2 protein-coding genes are annotated in these 2,825 nt (G+C 62.7%); both read left to right on the top strand.

What is annotated here, in order from left to right; genetic code table 11:
• Positions 1 to 123: 123 nt before the first annotated feature.
• Complete coding sequence (locus ACE04F_RS28090) at positions 124 to 2,532, top strand: penicillin acylase family protein (protein ID WP_486110867.1); 2,409 nt, start codon at positions 124 to 126, stop codon at positions 2,530 to 2,532.
• A gap of 89 nt (positions 2,533 to 2,621) precedes the next feature.
• On the top strand, positions 2,622 to 2,825 hold a 204-nt coding region (locus ACE04F_RS28095), incomplete at its 3' end, for a carboxymuconolactone decarboxylase family protein (RefSeq protein WP_486110869.1).

Consider the following 2,825-nt stretch of genomic DNA (forward strand, 5'->3'; position numbering starts at 1 on the left):
CCCCCCCCCACTGGGGATTCGCTCGGGTTGGGAAAAAACCTTCCGCGCAACGATGCGCCAGGAAGCGCTCGCGTGTTAAACAGGGAATCAACGGGACCGCTGCCACTCGCATAAGGAATGACCATGAAACGCCTGCTCGTCGCTTTCCTGTCGCTGATCGTCACCGCAATCATCGTCGCGGGCGGCTATCTCTACAGCAAGCAGCCCACCCGCCAGGGCACCGTGCAGCTGCAGGGGCTGCAAGGCTCGGTGACGGTGCGCTATGACGAGCGCGGGGTGCCGCATATCCGCGCCGAGAACGAAACCGACCTGTACCGCGCCCTGGGTTATGTCCACGCTCAGGATCGACTGTTCCAGATGGAATTGATGCGCCGCCTCGCCCGTGGCGAGCTGGCGGAGATTCTCGGGCCGAAGCTGCTCGACACCGACAAGCTGATGCGCAGCCTGCGCATTCGCGAGCGAGCCGCCCGTTATGTCGCCGAGCAAGATCACCAATCGCCGGCCTGGATCGCGACGCAGGCGTATCTGGATGGCATCAATACTTATCAGCAAACCCACACCCGGCCGCTGGAGTTCGATGTGCTGGGCATTCCCAAGCGGCCCTTCACCGCTGAAGACACCGCCAGCATCATCGGTTACATGGCGTACAGCTTCGCCGCCGCCTTTCGCACCGAGCCGCTGCTGACTTACATACGCGACAAACTGGGTGCCGAGTACCTGAAGATCTTCGACCTCGATTGGCAGCCTCAGGGCGTCCTTCAAAAAGATCCCACAAGCGCTCCTGCCCTGACCAAAAATGACTGGCAAGACTTCAATGCCCTGGCCCGCCTGAGCGAACAGGCCCTGGCCGAAAATGGCCTGCCGCAGTTCGAGGGCAGCAACGCCTGGGCGGTTTCCGGCAGCCGCACCCACAGCGGCAAGCCCTTGCTGGCGGGCGACCCGCATATCCGTTTTTCCGCGCCGTCGGTGTGGTACGAGGCGCACCTTTCGGCGCCGGGTTTTGAGCTCTACGGCCAATACCAGGCGCTGGTGCCCTTTGCGACGCTGGGCATGAACAAGGATTTCGGCTGGAGCATCACCATGTTCCAGAACGACGACCTGGACCTGATCGCCGAGAAGATCAACCCGGACAACCCCGAACAGGTCTGGTATCGCGACCAATGGGTGGACATGACCCGCAGCGAACAGCAGATCGCCGTCAAAGGCCAGGCACCCGAGACCCTTGTGCTGCGCCAGTCGCCCCATGGCCCGATCGTCAACGATGCCCTCGGCGCCAATGCCGGCAAGACGCCGATCGCCATGTGGTGGGGGTTCCTGGAAACCCGCAACCCGATCCTCGAAGCTTTCTACCAGCTCAACCGCGCCGACACCCTCGCCAAGGCTCGCAGCGCGTCGGCCCGGATCCATGCGCCGGGCCTGAATGTGGTCTGGGCCAACGCCAAGGGCGATATCGGCTGGTGGGCCGCGGCGCAACTGCCCAAGCGTGCGGAGGGTGTGAAGCCCGGTTTCATTCTCGATGGCGGTAGCGCTGAAGCGGAAAAATTGGGCTTCGAGCCTTTCACCAGCAATCCCCAGGAAGAGAACCCGGCCAGGGGCTACGTGCTCTCGGCAAATTTCCAGCCGGTGCCGGCCAGTGGAATCGAGATTCCCGGTTATTACAACCTTGCCGACCGGGGCCAGGAGCTGGATCGGCAGTTGAGCGAGAAACAGGCCAAATGGGATATCCAGACCACCCAGAAGCTGCAACTGGGCACCACCACTGCCTATGGCCCGCGCCTGCTTGCACCGCTATTGCCGATACTGCGCGAAGCGGTCAGCGACCCGCAGGAGCGCAAGTGGGTCGAACAACTGGCCGAATGGAAGGGCGACTACCCGCTGGACTCCATCAGCGCCACGCTGTTCAACCAGTTCCTGTTCAACCTGGCCGACGCCGCCCTGCGCGATGAACTGGGCGACGGCTTTTTCGAAACGGCACTGTCGACCCGGGTGATCGACGCTGCGCTGCCGCGCCTGGCCGCCGCAAAGGACTCGCCGTGGTGGGACGACCGCTCGACATTGGGCACCGAAACCCGTACCGATACGGTGATCAAGGCCTGGAACAAAAGCCTGGTGCACCTGAAGGCCACCTTGGGCGAGGACGCCAGCCAATGGCAATGGGGCAAGGCCCACACCCTGACCCACGGGCATCCGTTGGGCCAGCAGAAACCGCTGGATCGGATCTTCAATGTCGGCCCGTTCGCGGCGCCCGGCACCCATGAAGTGCCCAACAACCTCTCGGCCAGAATCGGCCCGGCGCCGTGGCCGGTGACCTACGGCCCCTCCACCCGGCGCATCATCGACTTTGCCGACCCGACCCACAGCGTCACCATCAACCCGGTCGGCCAGAGCGGCGTACCGTTCGACAAGCACTATGAAGACCAGGCCGAAGCCTACGTCGAAGGGCTTTACCATCAGGCGCACCTGGCCGAGGAAGAAGTCACGGCCAACACCCGCGGCACCTTGAAACTGTTGCCCGCCAGGGCGCAGCCCTGAATCTTTTCTTGGCCCTCAGCAGGCTCGATTGCCATCGGTGGTCAAGACTACAGGGGCCAAAACCCGTTTATTTCAATGGAGTCCATGCAATGTTCAATAACTGGTCCGAGCTGCTGCCCACCATCAAAAGCGCCTTTGGCGCCCTGGGGAAAAGCAATCCGAAAATGGTCAAGGCCTACATGGCCTTGGATGAGGCTGCCGCCGAGAACAACGTGCTCGACGCCAAGACCCGCGAACTTATTTCCATCGCCGTGGCGATCACCACTCGCTGTGACGGCTGCATCGGCGTGCAC

It is taken from the genome of Pseudomonas sp. AGC41 (assembly GCF_057334555.1).